Origin of the sequence: Thermotoga sp. Mc24 (genome assembly GCF_000784835.1) — a bacterium.
Taxonomy (GTDB): domain Bacteria; phylum Thermotogota; class Thermotogae; order Thermotogales; family Thermotogaceae; genus Thermotoga.
Genome location: NZ_JSFH01000007.1, coordinates 138528 through 154461 on the forward strand (window position 1 = coordinate 138528; position 15934 = coordinate 154461).

General features: G+C 44.6%; 17 protein-coding genes. 13 read left to right on the plus strand and 4 right to left on the minus strand.

The window, feature by feature from the left end; genetic code table 11:
• Positions 1-16 precede the first annotated feature (16 nt).
• Genes murB through MC24_RS03145 form a run of 12 tightly spaced genes read left to right on the plus strand, consistent with a single transcriptional unit; the run spans position 17 to position 10656 of the window.
• Positions 17-919: a UDP-N-acetylmuramate dehydrogenase gene (gene murB / locus MC24_RS03090; protein WP_012310955.1), complete on the plus strand. Its 903-nt coding sequence runs from the start codon at positions 17-19 to the stop codon at positions 917-919.
• A complete protein-coding gene (locus tag MC24_RS03095) occupies positions 898-1473 on the plus strand; it encodes an IMPACT family protein (protein ID WP_038033115.1) in 576 nt (191 codons plus the stop codon). Before murB ends, MC24_RS03095 begins: the two co-directional genes overlap by 22 nt.
• Before the next feature lie 20 nt (positions 1474-1493).
• A complete protein-coding gene (locus MC24_RS03100; protein ID WP_012310957.1) occupies positions 1494-1760 on the plus strand; it encodes a DivIVA domain-containing protein in 267 nt (88 codons plus the stop codon).
• Positions 1738-2004, plus strand: coding sequence for a hypothetical protein (locus MC24_RS03105; RefSeq protein WP_012310958.1), 267 nt, complete (start codon positions 1738-1740; stop codon positions 2002-2004). Before MC24_RS03100 ends, MC24_RS03105 begins: the two co-directional genes overlap by 23 nt.
• Entirely contained in the window at positions 2001-2846 is an 846-nt protein-coding gene (gene rapZ, locus MC24_RS03110) for an RNase adapter RapZ (protein ID WP_012310959.1), read from the plus strand. The genes MC24_RS03105 and rapZ overlap by 4 nt, the downstream gene beginning before the upstream one ends.
• Positions 2847-2849: 3 nt before the next feature.
• Positions 2850-3794 (plus strand): YvcK family protein, encoded by a 945-nt coding sequence (locus tag MC24_RS03115; RefSeq protein WP_038052367.1) that lies wholly within the window; start codon positions 2850-2852, stop codon positions 3792-3794.
• Positions 3791-4675, plus strand: coding sequence for a DNA-binding protein WhiA (gene whiA, locus MC24_RS03120; protein WP_235280286.1), 885 nt, complete (start codon positions 3791-3793; stop codon positions 4673-4675). The genes MC24_RS03115 and whiA overlap by 4 nt, the downstream gene beginning before the upstream one ends.
• Positions 4672-5142, plus strand: a complete 471-nt coding sequence (gene nrdR, locus MC24_RS03125) for a transcriptional regulator NrdR (RefSeq protein ID WP_004082223.1) — start codon at positions 4672-4674, stop codon at positions 5140-5142. The genes whiA and nrdR overlap by 4 nt, the downstream gene beginning before the upstream one ends.
• Positions 5139-5609: a transcription elongation factor GreA gene (greA, locus tag MC24_RS03130; RefSeq protein WP_012310961.1), complete on the plus strand. Its 471-nt coding sequence runs from the start codon at positions 5139-5141 to the stop codon at positions 5607-5609. The genes nrdR and greA overlap by 4 nt, the downstream gene beginning before the upstream one ends.
• 13 nt (positions 5610-5622) lie before the next feature.
• Positions 5623-7131, plus strand: coding sequence for a lysine--tRNA ligase (gene lysS, locus MC24_RS03135; RefSeq protein WP_038052373.1), 1509 nt, complete (start codon positions 5623-5625; stop codon positions 7129-7131).
• Positions 7128-8873 carry a peptidyl-prolyl cis-trans isomerase gene (locus MC24_RS03140; RefSeq protein ID WP_038052376.1) on the plus strand — a complete coding sequence of 582 codons (1746 nt, stop codon included), beginning with the start codon at positions 7128-7130 and terminating at the stop codon, positions 8871-8873. The genes lysS and MC24_RS03140 overlap by 4 nt, the downstream gene beginning before the upstream one ends.
• Position 8874: 1 nt before the next feature.
• The gene (locus MC24_RS03145; RefSeq protein ID WP_038052379.1) at positions 8875-10656 is read left to right on the plus strand and encodes an LTA synthase family protein; all 1782 of its coding nucleotides are present in this window, start codon (positions 8875-8877) and stop codon (positions 10654-10656) included.
• Here the strand turns inward: MC24_RS03145 and MC24_RS03150 are convergent.
• Positions 10638-11021 (minus strand): hypothetical protein, encoded by a 384-nt coding sequence (locus MC24_RS03150; RefSeq protein ID WP_038052382.1) that lies wholly within the window; start codon positions 11019-11021, stop codon positions 10638-10640. The two genes, MC24_RS03145 and MC24_RS03150, sit on opposite strands and share 19 nt — an antisense overlap.
• 11 nt (positions 11022-11032) lie before the next feature.
• A complete protein-coding gene (locus MC24_RS03155) occupies positions 11033-12346 on the minus strand; it encodes an MATE family efflux transporter (protein ID WP_052125265.1) in 1314 nt (437 codons plus the stop codon).
• Between the two features lie 127 nt (positions 12347-12473).
• Between MC24_RS03155 and MC24_RS03160 the strand changes: the two genes are divergently transcribed.
• A complete protein-coding gene (locus MC24_RS03160; RefSeq protein WP_038052387.1) occupies positions 12474-13076 on the plus strand; it encodes an HAD family hydrolase in 603 nt (200 codons plus the stop codon).
• Here MC24_RS03160 and MC24_RS03165 read toward each other — a convergent pair.
• Together MC24_RS03165 and MC24_RS03170 are read right to left on the minus strand one after the other, a co-directional pair.
• Positions 13063-14706 (minus strand): HD-GYP domain-containing protein, encoded by a 1644-nt coding sequence (locus MC24_RS03165; protein ID WP_038052390.1) that lies wholly within the window; start codon positions 14704-14706, stop codon positions 13063-13065. The genes MC24_RS03160 and MC24_RS03165 overlap by 14 nt on opposite strands.
• 40 nt (positions 14707-14746) lie before the next feature.
• Complete coding sequence (locus MC24_RS03170) at positions 14747-15934, minus strand: pyridoxal phosphate-dependent aminotransferase (RefSeq protein ID WP_038052399.1); 1188 nt, start codon at positions 15932-15934, stop codon at positions 14747-14749.

The following is a 15934-nucleotide window of genomic DNA, read 5'->3' on the forward strand; positions in this document are numbered from 1 at the left end:
CTAAGGAGGGATATCTTTGGACAAAATCTTTGAATCTCTTTACAAAGCAGGCTGTGACGTGAGGATGTTCGAAAAACTTTCCTGCCACACCAGCATAAAAATCGGTGGAAGGGTGAAATATCTTGTCCTTCCAAACGATGTTTTTTCCTTAGAACGAGCCATCACCGTTCTGAAGGATTTTCCGTTTCAAATAATGGGACTCGGTACGAACCTTCTGGTTCAAGATGAAGATCTGGATATCGCAGTGTTGAAAACAGAAAGGTTGAATCAAATTGAAATAAAGGGAGAGAAGGTACTGGTAGAAAGTGGAACTCCCCTGAAGAGGCTCTGTCTATTTTTGATGGAAGCGGAACTCGGAGGGCTGGAGTTCGCGTACGGGATACCGGGGAGCGTGGGGGGAGCTATCTTTATGAACGCGGGGGCGTACGGTGGAGAGATCGGAGAGTTCATCGAAGCAGTCGAGGTTTTAAAAGATGGAAGAAAAATTTGGCTTTCGAAGAACGAGATTTTTTTCGGCTACAGAGACAGTACGTTCAAAAGGGAGAAATTAATCATAACACGTGCGATGATGAGTTTCAAAAAAGAAAAGAAGGAAACTATAAAAGCGAAGATGGAGGATTACATGAGGAGGCGTTTGGAGAAACAACCCCTTGACCTTCCAAGTGCGGGAAGCGTTTTCAAGAGACCAAGAGAGGATTTCTACGTGGGAAAGGCCATAGAATCCTTAGGGTTGAAGGGTTACAGAATTGGAGGAGCTCAGATATCGGAAAAACACGCGGGATTCATTGTGAATACAGGAAGTGCTACTTTCGATGACGTGATGAAACTCATTGAGTTTGTGAGAAAAAAGGTGAAAGAGAAATACGGTGTGGAGTTGGAAACGGAGGTTGAAATTTGGTGGAATGGAAGACAGTGGTGAAAACCCACACGGAAAGAATCAACGTTAAAAGATCAGAGTTCTATGCCACCATATTTCCGATAACGAATGAAAAAGACTTTCGTGAGAAGTTGAAAGAAGTTTCGAAAAGGGATGCCACTCACAACTGCTGGGCTTACAGAATTTTCTCTCCGAACGGTATCCTTGAACACAGTTCGGACGACGGTGAGCCGAGCGGAACGGCGGGCAGACCAATCCTCGGGGTTCTAAAAAAATACGATCTTATGAACACAGCGATCGTTGTCACAAGATATTTCGGTGGAGTGAAACTGGGTGTTCGTGGGCTCATAGAAGCTTACTCTTCAGCTGCTGAGATGGCGGTCAAGGGGGCGGAGTTGAGAAAGCTGAGGCTCATGAAAGAATTCGAAGTGGAGGTAGATTATCAGGAATTGAACAACGTGTTCAGAATTGTGGAGATGATGGATTTGGAGCTTGTTGAGATGGACTATACAGAAAGGGGTGCAAAGATCCTGCTCCGAGGTCTTGAAGTACCTGAAAACCTGGTTATAAAAACGATTCGTGATGTGTTAATATAATCACGAAGGGGGGAAAACAAATGAAAGAACTGGAGGATCTCGAAAGGATTCTCGATACAATGATAGAAGATTACAGAAAGCTGAAAGAAGAAAACAGAGAACTGTGGTCGAAGGTGAAACAGTTGAATGAAAGGATACTTCACTTAGAAAAGGAGAAGGAGCAGCTGGAAAAGACCATCGAGCAACACAAAAGGTCCCTGAACACGCTTGTGGAGAAAATTCAGCGTTTTCTCTCCCTCACAACCGATCAGGGGATGATACAGGATGAGGAAGAAAATAAGCGTTAGACTTGGAAAGAAAGTGTACAATCTCGTTACTGATGAGGATCTGGAGATAGTCAATCAAACCATAGAGAAAATAGAAAAAGACTTCAAGCGGTATGAAGAATTCATCGACGAAGTGGGGATAGATAACATCCTGTTCGTCATGTTGGCCAACACTGTGCTCGAAAATGTGAAAATGAGTGAGAGGATTAAAAATCTGAAGAAAAAACTCTCTCAAGCACTCAGGGAAGGTGATCAGGAACCTTGAAAAGAATAGTCGTTGTGTCCGGGCTTTCGGGAGCAGGTAAAACCACCGCGATGGGTTTTCTGGAGGATCTGGGGTATTTTTGTGTTGATAACGTTCCCGGTAACATACTGGAGGAACTTTTGAAGCTTTTCATGAGTTCCGACCTCGAAAAGATGGCGATGGCCATTGATGTGCGAAGCGAACACCTCGGAGATCCCATATCAGCGGTTGAAAGAATAAAAGAAAAGACAAACACTCTGGTGATTTTTTTGGAAGCATCCACGGAAGAACTTTTGAGGAGATACGCTCTAACGAGAAGAAGGCATCCTCTTCAGAAGGACGGAATAGGGCTGGAAGATGCCATAGAGAAGGAGAGGAAAATCCTGTCTCGTATAAAGGAAATTGCGGACGTTGTGATAGATACAACCAGCATGAACACACATCAACTGCGCGAAACTCTGACGCACTTTCTCGTGAACCAGTCCGGTGGAACCTCTGTCAGAATAATGAGTTTCGGATTCAAACACGGAATCCCAATGGACGCGGATTTCGTTTTTGATGCTCGTTTTCTCCCGAACCCACACTACGTACCGGAACTTTCTTCAAAGACGGGTTTGGATAGCAAGGTAGAAGCGTACTTTAAAAATTATCCGGTGGTGGAAGAGTTCATCGAAAAGATTTATGAAGTACTAAAGGTGGCGATAGAAGAGTACCAGAGAACTGGAAGAAGGATAGTCACTGTGGGAATAGGATGTACCGGTGGCAAGCATAGATCCGTGTATATCGCACACAGACTGAAAGAAATGTTGGAAAAAGAAGGTTTTACAGTCATTGAGAAGCACAGGGACATAGAGAAGGTGTGAACGGTGAAGGTGGTTGCTGTAGGTGGAGGGACGGGACTTTCCACTCTTTTGAAAGGCTTGAAAAACATCGATTCTTTTGAAATAACCGCTGTTGTCTCAGTTACGGACGAAGGGGGAAGCTCTGGAAAGTTAAGAAAAGAACTGAACGTGCCACCTCCAGGCGATGTGAGAAACAACATCGTGGCTCTGGCAAAAGATGAGGATCTTCTTGCGAAGCTTATGTGCTACCGCTTCAGCGAGGGGTCTTTAAAGGGACACAGCCTGGGAAACCTGATAATAGCGGCTCTTACCAAGATCGAAGGAAGTTTTTCGGAGGCCATAAGGATCTTGGAGAGGGTGCTCGCTATAAAAGGGAGAGTCCTACCCGTAAGCGAAGATCACGCAAGACTTGTGGCAAGGTTCGAAGACGGAGAAGAGGTGATCGGTGAAACGAACATCGTCAGAAGAGGTGGAAAAATAGTCGAAGTCAGGCTGGATAGACCGATCGATGCACTTCCTGAAGTCCTCGAGGCGATTGAAAGGGCCGATATCATCATCTTTGGTCCAGGGAGTCTCTACACGAGTATCATCACAAACGTTCTCGTAAACGGTGTGAAGGATGCGATAAAAAGATCAAGAGCGAAGAAAATATACGTGTGTAACCTCATGACCCAGCCAGGTGAAACAACAGGATACAGGGTTTCGGACCACGTCAAAGAACTCGAAAGGTACCTGGAGCAAAACGTGGATTTCGTGCTGGTGAACACCCGCAAGCCCTCTGAAGAGGTGCTCGAAAGGTATAGAAAAGAGGGAAGCGATTTCGTGGAGATCGACGCTGAAAACATACAGAACACCATTTTAGCAGAGCCTTTTCTTATAGAGGTAGTAGATCCTTCAGATGGTCAAAGAAAGATAAGACACGACTCTGTGAAGCTGGCGGATGTGATAGAGAGAATTTCGAGGTGGTGAGCCTCTTGAGGCGAACTTTCTCTGAGGAGATAAAAGAGGAACTCGTGAACGTCCCTTTTGGAAGTCGTGATGAGGTTATAGCGGAACTATTGGGTTTCATAAAAGCGCGAGGTGATCTGGACGTCAAGAGCAGGCATATCGTTTTTTCTTTGCATTCTTTTGCCGCCTCGAGGCGGCTTTTGAATTTAATGAAGTATCTCTCAAAACCCGTTTCGGAGATAATTGTAGAGAAATCACACAACATAAAGAAGAGGTACATAAAAATCACCGCGGAGTATTCGGAAAGTTTCATGGTGATAGAACCGTTCTTCGACGTAGCCCTATTTGTTTCATTTTTGAGAGGGTTGTTTCTCAGCGGAGGATCCATGACGAATCCAAGGTATCATTATCATCTGGAAATCAATCTGTTTGAGGAAGAAACGCTCGCTCTCACAAAGAAAAGTTTGAAAGATTTCTTCAACATAAACGCAGGCATTGTAGAACTCAGGAATACAAGAAAACTTTATATAAAGTCTATAAAGGATATTCTTGTGTTCCTCGAAGCCGTAGGGGTTCAGAGAAAGCTTGAAGAGATAGATCGAATCGTCACTGAAAGAAAAGTGATCGGTGATGTGAACAGAACAGTAAACTTTATAGAAGCGAACGCCATCAGAACGGCCAACAGTACAGCTCGTCAGATACGTGCGATAGAGGTTATAAAAGAGAACATGGGACTCGAAAACTTACCCGAAGATTTGAGAAGAGTCGCCCTGGTTCGATTGAAAAACAAAGAGCTCTCACTCAGAGAGCTGGGGAAAAAGTTGAATCTCACAAAATCTCAAATATACTCGAAACTGAAAAGAATTATCAAAATAGCTGAAAGGTTTGGTGATGTAAAATGAAGTGCCCGTTTTGTGGTTCGATGGACACAAGAGTGCTTGATTCGAGGCCCACTCTCGATGGAACCGCTATCAGGAGACGCAGAGAGTGCTCTTCTTGTGGTAAAAGATTCACCACTTACGAGAGATACGAAGAAGCACCTGTTCTTGTTGTAAAAAAGGATGGCAGGCGGGAGAAGTTTGACAGGGAAAAGATAAAAAATGGTATGATAAAAGCTTGTGAGAAGAGACCTGTCACCTACGAGCAGATCGAGGAAGCTGTGAACAGAATCTGCTTGAAACTCAGAGAAGAAGGATCCTTCGAAGTTGAAACGAAACGAATAGGAGAACTGGTTATGGAGGAATTGAAGAAATTGGACCAGGTTGCTTACGTACGATTCGCTTCAGTCTATCGTGATTTCAGGGAAGTGGATCAATTTTTGGAAATTGTGAAAGAACTAAAAAGAGAGAAGGAGGGCGAAGAACAATGAAGAAAGTTCGTCTCACCCGTGAAGGCTATGAGAAGCTGAAGAAGGAATTGGAAGATCTGAAAAGGAAATTCATGTACGAGATCTCTGAAAGAATAAAAGAAGCGAGGGAACTCGGAGACCTATCGGAAAACTCGGAGTACGAAGCTGCGAAGAACGAACAGGGGCGTGTTGGAAGCAGGATCATGGAGATCGAACAGATTCTGAGCAACGCGGAGATCATAGAAGATTCTGAGGAAAACGATGAAATTACACTGGGAAAATGGGTTGTTATAAGGAACCTGGATACCGGTGAAGAACACAAATTTCGAATCGTCACACCTCAGGAAGCAGACTTTTTCGCTCAAAAGTTGAGCTCCGATTCTCCACTGGGCAAAAGTCTTCTCGGTAGAAAGGTGGGAGATGTGGTAAAGGTAAAAGCTCCCAGTGGTGTTCAGCGTTATCAGGTGATAGCGGTTATGAACAAGTAACGGAGGTGGTTGTGTGCTGAAAGAGTTCAAAGAACAACGTCTCAATGAGATACAGGAACTTCGTTCTATGGGTATAGAGCCATATCCCTACAAATTCGAAAAAGAACTCACAGCCAGGGAAATAAGAGAAAAGTACGACTATCTCCAAGCTGGAGAAGTTCTTGAATCTGAAAAACTCTCTTTCGCAGGGAGAGTCATGTCGATACGCCACCATGGAAAGACGGCCTTCTTTCACATGAAAGATGACACAGGTCGAATCCAGGCTTACGTAAGGGCAGATTCTGTTGGAAAGGAAAAAATGGATCTCTTCAAAAGACACGTCAAAATAGGTGACTTTATAGGAGTAAGAGGCTTTCCGTTCAAAAGCAAAACCGGAGAGTTGACCATTTACGTTCAAGAATACACGCTTCTGAGTAAGGCTCTACGTCCCTTGCCCGAGAAGTGGCACGGCATAAAAGATAAGGAAATCATATACAGGCAGAGGTACCTCGAACTCATCGTAAGCGACGAGGCTATTGAGAGGTTCAGAAAGCGCTTCAAGGCTGTTCAAGTGATACGGGAATTTCTCAACAGCAGGGAATTCATCGAGGTGGAAACGCCTATCCTCCATTACGTCACAGGTGGTGCGGAAGCGAGACCTTTTGTGACCCACCTAAACGTTTTTGATATAGATATGTATCTGAGAATCGCACCGGAGCTTTACCTGAAGAGGTTGATCATCGGCGGTTTTGAGAAGATATACGAGATAGGAAAGAACTTCAGAAACGAAGGAATATCTTACAAACACAGTCCCGAGTTCACCAGCATAGAAATCTACCAGGCTTACGCGGATTACAACGATATGATGGATCTCACTGAAGAACTGATAGTGGAAGTTGTGAAAAGAACATGCGGCACCTTGAAAATCTCCTACCAGGGCAAGGAGATAGACTTCACACCACCCTGGAAAAGAGTGAGAATGAGAGACTTTCTCAAAGAAAAACTCGGGGTGGACATCCTCGAAGATCCCGATGAAGTGTTGTTGAAGAAGCTCGAAGAATATGGAGTGGAACTGGAAATAAAGAACAGAGCACACCTCATAGATAAACTCAGAGATCTGGTGGAAGAAGAACTGGTGAATCCCACCTTCATAATCGATCATCCTGTGGTGATTTCCCCTCTTGCCAAAAGACACCGAGAGGATCCTAGACTCACGGAAAGGTTCGAACTCATCATATTTGGAAGGGAGATCGCGAACGCGTTCAGTGAGCTGAACGATCCCGTTGATCAATACCAGAGATTTCTCGAACAGGCGAAAATGAGAGAAGAGGGGGACGAAGAAGCACACATGATGGATCTCGATTTTGTGAGGGCCCTCGAGTATGGAATGCCTCCCACGGGAGGACTGGGAATTGGTCTTGACAGGCTCTTCATGTTCATCACGGATTCTCCCACAATAAGGGATGTGATTCCCTTCCCCATTGTGAAACCCAAAAAGTTCGAGGAAGAAGAGGCGGAATTCGAAGGAGGGTTTGAAGAATGAGAAAATGGATGAAAAAGTGGCAAGGGGTCATTATTTGGACGATTGCTATTGCGTTCGTGGCGGGTATGATCTGGTGGTCGGTGTCTATCAACCTCAGAAACACCCAGAACAACGTTAAATACTCCCTCGAACAGAGTCTCGCTTACATCACAAAAGACGGAACGGCTCTGAACGATCCTACCTACTGGCTCATGCCGTGGGAAGTGAACGACTACTACTCCAACCTGTTGAGTTCTTATCAGATCATATCTCTAGATCCACTTTTTGAGGAACCCAGACTCAAAGCTCTGATAGCGGACGTCTTTCTCCAGCAGAAAGTGGTTCTTTACTATGCGGAAAAGAACGACATAAAGCCTTCCAAGAAAGAAATCAACCAGGAAGTGAACAACGTTATCCAAACAATAAAGAACGATCAAAATCAGCTCAACCGGATAGAGAGAACGTACGGAAGTCTTTCGAACTACGAGAAGAACTACCTGGAGCCTCAAATTCGAGTTCAGCTCACCATCAAGAAGGTTCAGGAAAAAGTGGGAGTTGTCACCGAGGATGAAATAAAGAAATATTTCGAGGAAAACAAGGAAGACCTTCAGAAGCAGTACGACAGAGTTGACATAGAAGCTGTGTCGTTCGACAGCAGTTCCACGGCTCAGGGGTTCATTGCAAAAGCAAGTGAGGTGGGTTTCGATGAAGCAGCTTCCAGTATGAATGTTACTGTTCAACCTTTTTCCAACGCTACAAGGGGGATTTTCCCGGATGAAATAGACACGGCTCTGTTCAGTGCCACTCCAGGTTCGATTGTTGGACCGTTCTTTTTCCTCGATCAGTGGTACGTGTTCAGGGTGAAGACTTCCTCGGTTCTCACAGATTTCAACGCCTTCGAGAACAGCGACGCGTACAGTGATGTGAAAACGAAGCTGGAACAGGAAAAATTCCAGAAGTGGTTGGAAGAGTTCATGAAGGAAGAAAATCTATCGTACGCGTTCAACGATCAGGTTCTTGAATACTGGTGGAAGTACTTCAAGAACGAAGAAGACCTCTACGGAAAACTGGCGAACCTTCTCTTCCAGGGAGAAAACCTGGTAACAGAAACATCTGATGAGCTGAAATCTCTCTTCGTCCTTCTCTCCGACAGCAAGATCCAGGAACTCACCAAACAGATAGCCGAATTGACTCAGTACAGAACAGTGCTTGAAAATTCTCAGGAACCAGATGAGGATCTTATAAAGAAGTACGGGAAACTCTCCATTGAAGAAGCCGATGCAAAAAAAGAGGAACTTGAGAAACAGAAAGCAGATGTGGAAAACAAAAAGAAAACAGTTGTGGATTATCTTTACGAGAACTACCCGTCTTCCACGTATGTACTGGAATACGCGTACCGCTTGCACCCCAACGACATCAACATCAGGTACAGCTATTACTCCAATCTTTACAACCAGATCAAACCTTATCTGTCAACTGGAACCTACGATCCGAACCAGATATTTGGGGTTCTTCTCGGTCTCTACACAGTGGCCAATGCAACGGACGCTTCTACCAGCATACGTCTCGACTCTTATTACATGCTCTACGATATGAGCCTTGCACTGAACGATCCCACGTCTGCGAAGTATTACCTTGATGAGATGAAAAAAATCGATCCAAATTTCATGGATTACGAGTCTGCCTACAATCAGGTGGAATCAATTCTCGAAGCCATGAAAGCATCAGAAGAATCTACACCTTCTACATCGACAGGAGAATGAAATGAGCGACTATCTTCTGATAGTTTTTCTGGCAGCAAAGATCGTTCTTTTCTACGTACCTACTTTGAGTTCTTTCAGCGTTTCCGTTGTTTTCAGTACCGCAGGATGGTTGATGTTGCTGCTTCTGGTTTTTAAGGGAGGGCACAAGCTTCTTTACACGGTGCTCTCCCTTATGTTATTCGTTGATTTTTTGTATTTTCAGAACTTCGGAAACCTTCCATCCATTAAGGAAGTAGTTCTGCTTCCTCAAGTGGGAAATCTCGGCGGTGAAATCAAGTACTTCATCGATTTGTACTCTCTTCTCTTTGTGGCAGATCTTCCTTTTGTGTGGTTCTTCTTCAAAGAAAACACGAAGCGAACGTTTTCTCTGTCATCGCTTTTTGTCCTGGTTCTGTCTTTCACCTTTCTCGGTGCCGTCCACACCTCTCAGAATCTGCAGTCGAAGTTTGTCTTCAACAGATACGGTGTTTTTGATTATCACGTTCAGGACATCATCAATCTCTTTGTGAACAAGAAAGAAGAAAACAACGATTTGGCGGTTTCTTCCGTTAGAAGTGAAACAGCTGAACCCTCTCAAAAAATCCTCTTTGGAATAGGAAAAGGAAAAAACGTGATAGTCGTTCAGATGGAATCGCTGCAGAATTTCGTGATCGGTCTTGAAGTGAACGGGCAAGAGATCACGCCGAACATAAATTCATTTTTGAGAGACTCCGGAACCGTCTATTTCTCGAACTGCTACCAGCAGGTGGGGAGCGGGAACACAGCCGACGCCGAGTTTGTTGTGAACACCTCTCTTCACACACTGGGAGACAGTGTGGTCTATGAAGAGTACCCCGTGATAAACCTTCCTGCTTTGCCCAGAATTATGAAACAAAACGGCTATCACACAATAGCGTTTCATGGAAACGTTGGCTGGTTCTGGAACAGAGAAGAGGTTTACAAACACATCGGTTTTGACGAATTCGTGAGTCTTGAGGATTTCCAGCAAGATGAGGTTTTCGGGATGGGACTGGCAGATGTTTCTTTCTTCAAGCAGGCTGTTCAGAAACTGCGAAACTATCCACAACCCTTCTACGCTTTTTTGATAACTATATCCAGTCACACTCCCTTTGTTATTCCTGAAGAGCACAGAAAACTCGAACTTCCTGAAGACATATCAGATACCATCGTTGGACACTATCTGCAGGCTATACATTACGCCGATGAAGCGTTCGGTGTTTTTCTTGATGAATTGAAACGAGCTGGCCTCTACGAAAACTCTGTGATCGTTCTCTACGGTGACCACGCGGGCCTGTATCCATTCAACAGGGAAGTCAAAACGAAGATACCCGAGATCCTGGATAGAGAATTTTCTTTCGAAATCGCCCTCAACATTCCCTTTGCTATCCACATCCCTGGAAAGAACATTCGTAGAGTGGTCAACATCCCTGGAGGACAGATAGACTTTCTTCCCACGATCCTGAATGTGATGGGAATAAATTACAGAGAAGGTTTCTTCATGGGGCAGGATCTTCTGAACGCGAAACATGGTTTTGCTGCTTTGAGATATCACGTTCCGGACGGATCTTTCATAGACGACAACCGAGTGTTCATTGTCTCATGGGACGGTAGACTGGATAAGAGTTTGGCTGTCGACAGAAAAAATGGTACTCCTCAAAGGTACGTGGAGTTTTTAGATGGCTATGTAAAGGCCATACAGCAAATAGAGGCTTCCAGATACTTCATCCTCAGAAACTGTCAGCCTCTGCAGAAGGTCGCCAAGGATCAGACCTCCTCGAGGTGAAGTATCACTCTGTCGTCTTCGAATTCCAATCTCGATACGATCAGATCCTCGAGAAATCTCGCTATCTTTTTGGGGTAGATGTGAATCTCGTTCCCGTGAACTTCCAGTCCTTCTCGCTCTATTCTGCTTTTCAGCATTTCCATTAGGAAAGAGGGCACCCCTACTTTCAGAATGATAGGATCATCGGGCGTTTTTTGCGTTGATACGACTTTGACCTTCACCGACAGGGAAAAAGGAAAGGAACCGTGTTTCAGTTTCACCTTAAGGTTTTCATCCTCTTTGGAGAGTGAGAATTGAGAAAGTCCTTCGGTGCTTTTTAAAACGATCTTCTCGATTGTGGAGTAATTGGCCTCTAACCTGAGCATTCGACCCCCTCCTATACAATGTTTTTCTGAAACTCTCTCTTGAGGTGTTTCACTGTGAACCTTCCCCAGTTGAAGGTGATGAAAGCCGATGTGGCGTTTCCAAGAACGATGCCCCACCAAACTCCCACAAGTCCGATTCTCAGAACGAAGACGAACAGCCACGAAAAAACAACCTGCATAATCACAGTTCTCATAATGGTGACAATCAGACTTTTGAATCCCTGCCCCACTCCTTGAAACATGGAGGAAGTGAACATTCCAAAGGGAACACCCGGAAGAAAAAGACTCAGGATTCTAAGAGCTTTCACCAGATCGTTGTACAACCTCTCACCTTCTTGGGAATAGGTAAACAGCTTTGCAATGTATGGAGCAAAAATTAAAATCGCGACCATCACTGTCAGTCCCACAAAAAATCCGAGTTTCACAGCGTAGAGATGTGCCGTTTCGAGTTTCTCTCCGTTTCTTTCACCAAATGCGGCTCCTGTTACGGATGTAACTGCCATGGCCATACCAATGAGCGGAACCGTCCCAAAATTTATGACACGCCACGCGCTCGTGAAAATCGCCACCCCGTAGTCTCCTCCTGCTTTCACTGCGAATACATTGAGCACGTAGATCGCCACCGACATCGAAGCTTGTGCCAGCGAAGCCGGAATACCGATCTTCAGTATTCTCTTCAAGATTTCTCCGTCCCATTTCAGGTGGAAAGATACGTACGTGTCCTTCTTGAAAAACATCCAGTACGCGATCAGAAAGGAAGAAATAGCAATTGATACCACGGTGGCGTACGCTGCTCCTCTGACACCCATACCGAAAACGTATATGAACACAGGATCCAGACCTATGTTCAAAAGAGAACCTATTGTTATTGCTATCATCGCTCTTTTCGCGTCTCCCTCACCTCTGAAAACACCATTCGCTACGTTGTTGAACATGATGAGAGGTATGAAATACACGAGAATGACCGAATACTCGAGAGCCAGCCTGAGAGTTTCTCCCTGGGCCCCAGCGAAACTGAGAATACCAGAGATGAAGGGAAGGATAACCGCAACACTCAAAAAACCAATAACGAATGAAAGTAGGATGGAAACTGAAGCTGCGGTATCTGCTCCTTCTTTGTCTCTTTCGCCGATCTTTTGGGACACCACCGAACTCGCTCCGACCCCTATACCTGCGGCGAGGGAGATGATCACCATGAACACAGGGAAGAACAATCCTATCGCTGCCAGCGCGTAAGGTCCCAGTCCCGCGACCCAGATACCATCGGCCAGGTTGTAGATTGTCTGAACCAGCATGGCGAGCATCATTGGAATTGAAAGTTTCACTATGGCTTTTCTGGGATCTCCTCTCAGAAGCTTTATTCCGCTGGTTTCTCTTTCCAAAACCGATCACCTCCTGTTAAAGATTCTATCATCGAACCAGTGTTAGAATAGTTAAAAAGGAGGGATGAACGTGAAAATTTTCCTTTTTGATTACGACGGCACGTTGGCAGAAGACAACGGATTCGCAGAGGAATATTTTAAGAAGCTTATTTCTTTCTCTAAAGATAGAGGTGTTTCGATCTCGCCGGAGTTGGTTCTTGGTTGTGTGGAGGGAATAACCAGGAATCCAGATGGATCGACCAATCTGGAGAGATACATGAAATGCCTTGAAAAGAAAACGTCACGAAGTGCAGAGAAATGGAAAGAACTCTTCATGGAGTTTTACGAAAGCGAGCTTTTCGATTCGCTCAAAGATACTGTCAAACCCGTGAAAGAGACAGTGGGGCTTTTGAAAGAGAAGAAAAAAGAGGGAAAAGTTGTTCTGGCAACGAATCCTGTCTTTCCAAGGATCGCCATTTTGAAGCGACTGAACTGGATTGGATTGTCGGAAGATGATTTTCATCTGATAACTGATATGGAGAGCTTCCATTTTTGCAAGCCAGACCCGAGGTACTACCTCGAGATATGTGAAAAGATGGGTGCTTCTCCGGAAGACTGTGTTATGTACGGGGACGACGAATTGAACGATGGAGCGTGCGAAAAGATAGGAATAAAATTCATCAAAATCCGCTGAAGTAGTCTATGGCAATCTTCAAAATTTCAGGATCCCACTGGAGACCTTCGTTTTTGCGGAGAATTTCGAGGGCTGTTTTTCTATCCATGGCTTTTCTGTACGGTCTGTCGCTTGTCATTGCGTCGAACGCGTCAGCTACAGCGATGATCCTCGATTCCAACGGTATTTCTTCCCCGCGAAGTCCATCCGGGTATCCCTGACCACTGTACCATTCATGGTGATGCCTCACTATCTTCGCTATATCAGAGAAGTCTTCGATTTTGCTGATCAGTTTTTCACCGAGTTCCGGATGCTTTTTCACTTCTTCGTACTCTTCTTTTGTGAGCTTGGAAGTTTTGTTTAGAACGGCGCTTTTGACACCTATCTTTCCTATGTCGTGGAGAACGGCGGCTATTCTGATTCTCTCCACCACATGATTGGGGAGACCCATCCTTCTGGCTATTTCCTGTGAATAATCGGCGACTCTCATGCTGTGTCCGCTGGTGTAGGGATCTTTCAGCTCCACCGCATATGAGAACGCTTCTATTGTTTGGAAAAAAGTTTTTCGGAGTTTTCTGTAGAGACTCAAACGCGAGAAGAAGATCGCCAAGATTCTTGCCATCATTTTGAGGGATGAGAGCTCGTATTCGGTGATTTCCGAGTCCTTTTCGATTTCGAGGACGAGAGGTGTGTTTTCGTACTCGAAGAAAATGGCAGCTGCAGATCGTGTTCTTCCGTTTGAGACATCGTAAAACTCTGGAAAATCCCTCACATCGTTTACGAAGAGATCCTTCTTTGTTTCAAAAGCCTTTACTACGATTCCTTTTCTGAGATTGACCATTTCAACCTGACCGTCCCTCAAAAAGAAGGTTTTTATTTCTCTGCCTTCGAGAAAAGAAACGGACGATAGAACGATTCCGGGGAACATGTCCTTCAGATAGTGTAGTATCTTCTCTATGAGTTCTGTTCTTCTTGAAACGTTTAAAACCTCTTCCAGAGAACTGATCATATTGGATAGTGTGTTTCTGTTTCTCATAACCTCAAGATACGAATCGTGGGCGTTCAGAAGAAAGAGAGAAAAGTTCAGAACGGAATTCAGGAACAACTCTTCGTCTTTTTCGAGTTCTCTACTGACGAAGATTTTGGCGGATGTCTTTCCGGCTTCTTTGTAAAGCAGATTCTCTGTGAACTCACCGACAACGATGGTTCTCTGCGAGTTTTTCAATTCGAGTCCTGAGAGTGGTTCTACAAGTTTTTTCACGTCGTAAAAAATCCTCTCAAGAGTGGGAACAGGATCGACTTCAAGATCCATTTCTCCCATGGTTTCCATGATTCTGGCCAGCTGGGTGGAGAGAACCTGAAGACTTTCGTAAGAGGCTTCCAGCTCCTGATTCACGGCTGTGAGTTGCTGGTTTAACGCTGTAAGTTCCTGATTCATGGCAGACATTTCTTCACTTTTTTCGTTCATCTCATTTTTCAAATTTCTAAACCACTTGCGTCTGAACAGGGAAAGAAGCAAAACAAAAACAAAACAGGGGTAAGCGAGAGACAGTAAATTACCATTGAGAATTTCTAAGAAAGAGAAACTGGAAAGGAGAACAATCATGGAAATCTCAAGGAAATTGATGAGTTTTTCCATTTTTTCTGTCACTTCAGTAACCAACCTCCTGTGATGCCTTAATGAATATTTTTCAACAGGAGACACGACTGGAACAAAACGTTTTCAATCCTTCCATCAACACGTCGATGGCCCTGGAAAGGAGATCCTTCTCAATCACGCACGCGATTCTTATCTCTTTTTCCCCGAGCCCGGGAGTCAAATAGAATCCTCTCAGAGGAGCAACCATGGTTGTTTCACCGTTCATGTTGAAATCCGTCAGCATCCATCTTGCGAATTCTTCCGCATCCTCCACAGGAAGTTCCACGGCTATGTAGAAGGCACCCGAAGGTTTAGTGAATCGTTTTAAGCCATGTTCTTCGAGTTTTCTCGATACTGTTTCGACCCTTTCCCGGTACGTCTCCCTCACGAAATCAAAAAAGGAATCGTCAAGGTTCAGCAAACCAACAGACCCGATTTGTTCTAACAGAGGTGGAGCGAGTCTTCCTTGAGCCAGTTTCATAGCGTGTGTTATCACTTCTTCGTTTCTAGTGATCAAACATCCCACTCTCGCACCACAGGCGCTGAACTTCTTCGAAACGCTGTCTATCACTATGACTCTGTCACTTTCAATGCTGAGGGCACTTGCGAATTCTCCCTGAAACACAATTTCACTGTACACCTCATCAACGATCAGAAAGAGTCCGTACCTTTCCGCTATATCTCCGAGATAATTAATCTCATCTTTTCCATAAACCACACCGGTAGGATTGCAGGGGTTTGAGAGTACTATTCCTTTCGTCCTTTCGTTTATGAAGCTTTCGATGTTTTTAGGAATGGTGAATCCTTCTTCCATTTTCCTTGTTACGGGGATCAATCTTACACCGGCGATCTTTGCGAAAGCATTGTAATTCGCGTAGAATGGTTCCAGAACGAGGATCTCGTCACCAGGATTTGCTATCACAGCGAATGAAAAAAGAATGGCTTCGCTTCCACCGTTTGTCACCAAAACGTTTTCTGGTTTCACATCTACTTTCTGTCTTCTTCTGTAGTAAGATGCGAAGGCTTCTCTCAATTCCCAGATCCCCGCAGAGTGCGAGTAGTACACCACTTCTGGCTTATTCTTGTAGATGTACTCAAAAAACACCTCGGGAGTTTTCAGATCGGGCTGTCCTATGTTCAAATGGTGTATTCTTATTCCTCGCTTTTTTGCCATTTCAGCGAAAGGGACCAGTTTTCTGATGGGGCTTTCTTCGGTCAGCAGAACTCGTTCAGAAAACAT

Bases quoted from the DNA above. Each gene is read 5' to 3' on its own strand.
- MC24_RS03100 (WP_012310957.1), top strand. From the start codon at position 1,494: ATGAAAGAACTGGAGGATCTCGAAAGGATTCTCGATACAATGATAGAA.
- MC24_RS03105 (WP_012310958.1), top strand. From the start codon at position 1,738: ATGAGGAAGAAAATAAGCGTTAGACTTGGAAAGAAAGTGTACAATCTC.
- nrdR (WP_004082223.1), top strand. From the start codon at position 4,672: ATGAAGTGCCCGTTTTGTGGTTCGATGGACACAAGAGTGCTTGATTCG.
- greA (WP_012310961.1), top strand. From the start codon at position 5,139: ATGAAGAAAGTTCGTCTCACCCGTGAAGGCTATGAGAAGCTGAAGAAG.
- MC24_RS03140 (WP_038052376.1), top strand. From the start codon at position 7,128: ATGAGAAAATGGATGAAAAAGTGGCAAGGGGTCATTATTTGGACGATT.
- MC24_RS03145 (WP_038052379.1), top strand. From the start codon at position 8,875: ATGAGCGACTATCTTCTGATAGTTTTTCTGGCAGCAAAGATCGTTCTT.
- MC24_RS03150 (WP_038052382.1), bottom strand. From the start codon at position 11,021: ATGCTCAGGTTAGAGGCCAATTACTCCACAATCGAGAAGATCGTTTTA.
- MC24_RS03170 (WP_038052399.1), bottom strand. From the start codon at position 15,934: ATGTTTTCTGAACGAGTTCTGCTGACCGAAGAAAGCCCCATCAGAAAA.